The following is a 3,528-nucleotide window of genomic DNA, read 5'->3' on the forward strand; positions in this document are numbered from 1 at the left end:
ACCCCCGCAGTACCGCCGTGTGGTCCTCGCCGACATGTGCGGGCTCGCACCTCTCGGCGTCGAGCATCCGACGGGCGCGTGATGCGGGGAAGACGGTTCACCGCACCGTACGATCCGTCACATGCTCATACCTCCCACGGCATCGGAAACCGCGGAGCACCCTCCGGCCGGCCTTCACCCGGGCTCATGTTCCTGACTCCCGAGTAGTCGTACCCGTCGAGGAAGGTCACGGAGTCGACGGGAACCCATGTCTCGACGGAGCCCGCCTCGATCGACTCGGTGAACGGCGCAACCGGAAGAACGTGGCGGTACCAGACCTTCATGACGACCTGAAGCCATTCGAACCCTCCGGGCCGCTGCTCCCGAGCGGTCAACTCGCCGAGCACCTGCCCTCCGCCATCGGGCAGAGCCACCATCACGGGCCGAGTGTTCCGCTTCCCGCTGTCGAAGGAGATCTCCAGGTTCATGGCGCCACCCTAGTCGCTAGCAGGGAGCGTCGCCGTTGATGAACGTGGTGATCCTACGAACCGCCGGGTTTCCGCAGATGTACCTCAACTCGTGCGAGGTGTAACCGTTGCCGTAGTCCATCCCCTTGAGGATGCCCTCGACGTCCTGAACGCCCTTCATGTTGAAACTGATCTTTCCACCGCCGGAAACGACCCGATCGATCATCTTGCTGAGATTCTCAGGAGTTGCCACGCCCCTGGGAATCAGGTCACCGAAGGGCCCGTTCTTGTAGGTCACGGCTCCAAGGCCCTGCGCGAACCGGTCGAGCGTCCCGACTTCCTGTCCGCGGATGGATTCGAGGCCGAGGGCAAGGTGAGTCGCACATGCCGGGTCCGTGTTGTGGACCAGGACCGGCAGGTCGCCCGCCAGCACGTAGTACGTGTGGAGGTCGTCGACGGTGAGGTTGTAGGCGGGCTGGAGGGTGTTCCAGTGCCGGACGCTCTCGATCGGCCGGGCCTGTCCGGCCGGGTCGCGCAGTTCGTCGCCGGGCTTGAGGTCGGCGGCGTCGGTCCACTGCTTCCGGTTCTCGGCCCAGAAGGGGTGGTGGTCGGTGCTGGTGAGTGACCGGCCCGCACCGAGGGAGATGTCGGTGAAGTCGCGGTCGTCAGGGGTGTAGATGGTGTTCGAGACCCGGCGGGGGCCGGTCGCTCCGGCCGCAGGGTCGGTGGCGAGGACCTCGTCGCCGACCTGGACGGTCTCGATGGCGCGGGTGGAACCGTCGGCCATCAGGACGCGGGTGCCGGCCGGGAAGCTGTTCAGCGGGCAGGACGGCGGAATGCGCGTGACGAGCTTCTTGATGAACTCGACGGCCTTCTCGCCCCAGGAGCCGAACTTCTTGGCCCACTGGGCGAGCTTGGCGACGGCGGCGCCGTCACCGATGAAGGGGATCGCACCGATGCAGGACGTGACCGCCTCGGTGGTCCTGCCCTCGACCGCGTAGTAGGCGCAGTTGACGAGGTCGGCGATGTCGGCGAGGCCGGGGGCGATGACGCCGCCCGCACCGCCGATGACGTCGAGGGTGAGGTGGATGCTCTCGGAGAAGAGGCGGTAGAGGTAGCTGACGTTCTCGCTGTCCTCCTTCGCCTTCTTGATCTCCTCCTCGATCCCCGCGATCGCGTCCTGCTTCTGCTTCTCGGCCTGGGCCTGCTTCTCGGCTTCCTTGCGCTCCGCCTCCAGCTTGGCGAGCCGGGCCTTCTCCTCGGCGTCGTACTTGGTCTGGTAGTCCGCCTGGGCGTCCTCGTAAGCGGCCTGGGCGGCAGCTGCGTCCTGACCTGCCGCCTCGGCCGAGGCACGGGCGGCGCTGGCGGAATCCTTGGCATCGGCAGCGGCGAAGTACGCCTGCCGTGCGGAGCGTTCGGCCTGGTTGGCCGAGTAGACCGCCTTGGCGGCGTCGCGGTTGGCGGAGGCCTTGGCGGCGTTGGCGGTCTTCGCGGATGCGGCCGCCCTGGCGGCGTCGGCCTGGGCGGCGTCGGCGGCGGCCTGGGCCTTGGCGACCTGGTCGGCGGCGGTGTTGGCCGAGGCCGTGGCCGCGGCGGCGTAGCCGCTCGCCTCGTTGGCGGCGTCGCGCGCGATGGCGGCGGCGGCCTGGGCCGTGGCCGCGTTCTGCTGGGCGGTCGCGGCGGCGGCGGTGGCCTGGGCGATCAGGCCCTTGACGTCGGCGACGTGGACGGCGGTGAGCCGGTCGCGCTGCTGGGCGGTGTACTGGCCCCGGGCCACGAAGGTGCGCAGGTCCTGGACGGGGCCTTCGAGGGCGACCTTCGCCGCGGCCTTGAGCTCGGGCTCGGTGTCCTGGGCGTCCTCCAGCCGGACGGCGGTCAGGCGGTCGTCGGCGGCCTGGGCGTCGGCCAGTCCCTTGCCGAGGAAGTCCCGCAGCGCGGCCGGGGTGTTGGTCCGCAGCGCGGCGTCGGCGGCGGCCTTGACGGCGGGGCCGGCGTTGTCGCTGATGCGGGTGATCGTCAGCCGGTTGTCAGGAGCGGCAGCCTCTGCCTGACCGCTGGTCAGGAACGTGCCGACCTGGGCGGCGTTGCCCTGGAGCGCGGTGTAGGCGGCGGTACGGACCGCGTCGCTCTCCGAGTCCGTGTAGACCTGAGTGGCACGGTCGCGCGCGTCGTGCTCCTCCGCCTGCTTGCGACCGGCCTTCAGGTAGGAGAAGACCGCGTTGTCGTTGCCGGTGAGGGCGGCCTCGGCCGCTGCTTCTCCCCAGGCGCCGGAGATCTTGCGGGAGATGAGGGCGAGCTTGCGGCCGTCGGTGGCGACCTGCGCGGGCGTGGCGCCGGGCTGGTTGGTCAGCTGGGCGAGGCGGTCGGCCTCGGCCTTCGCCTGCTGGACCTCCTGGGCCGCCTGGTTGGTCTGCGCCTGCTTGTCCGCCTCGTCCGCCTTGGCCTTGCGGGCCTTCTCCACAGCCGCCGCAGTGCGGTTGGCCAGGTCCTCCGCCTCGGTGCGACGGGTCAGGTCCTGGACGGCGTTGGCCTTGTCGACCGCGGTCTGGGCGTCCGTGGCGAAGCCGGAGGCGGCGTTCGCGTGGTCGGTGGACTCCTGGGCGGCGTTGGCGCTCTGGCCGGCGTGGTCGGCGGCGTCCCGCGCGGCCTGGGCCGCGGCCGCGGCGTGGGAGGCAGCGGACGCCAGCAGCGTCTTGGCGGCCTCGGCCTGTGCGGCGGCCTCGCCGGCCAGCTGCTGGGAGGCGGCGGCGGCACGGCCGGCCTCGGCGGCCGCGCGACGCGTCGCCGCCGCGGCCTGCTTGGCCTTCGCCGACTGCCCGCCCGCGCTGTCCGCGTAGGCACCGGCCTGCTCGGCCGAACCCGCCGCGGAATCCGCGTTGCCCTTGGCGCTCAGCGCGGCACCCGCCGCGTCCTTGCTGCTCTTGGCGGCCTCGTTCGCCTTCACCAGCGTGGCGTTCGCATCCGCGGCGATCTTCGCCGCGGCGTCGGCGGCGTCCGCCGCCACCCGCGCCTCGTGCGCCTTGGTCGCGTCACCGGCCGCGGCCGCGGCCGCCGTCCGCGCGTTGGCGGCGGCCCGCTGGGC

Annotated in this window: 2 protein-coding genes; both read right to left on the minus strand. The window is 71.5% G+C overall.

The window, feature by feature from the left end; genetic code table 11:
* Positions 1 to 125 precede the first annotated feature (125 nt).
* Positions 126 to 467 carry a hypothetical protein gene (locus ACFWJ4_RS41165; RefSeq protein ID WP_380359278.1) on the minus strand — a complete coding sequence of 114 codons (342 nt, stop codon included), beginning with the start codon at positions 465 to 467 and terminating at the stop codon, positions 126 to 128.
* Between the two features lie 16 nt (positions 468 to 483).
* Positions 484 to 3,528: polymorphic toxin-type HINT domain-containing protein (locus ACFWJ4_RS41170; protein WP_380554484.1), on the minus strand; the 3,045-nt coding region annotated here is incomplete at its 5' end.

Origin of the sequence: Kitasatospora sp. NPDC127067 (assembly GCF_042724755.1) — a bacterium.
In the GTDB taxonomy this organism is placed as follows: Bacteria; Actinomycetota; Actinomycetes; order Streptomycetales; family Streptomycetaceae; genus Kitasatospora; species Kitasatospora lactacystinica.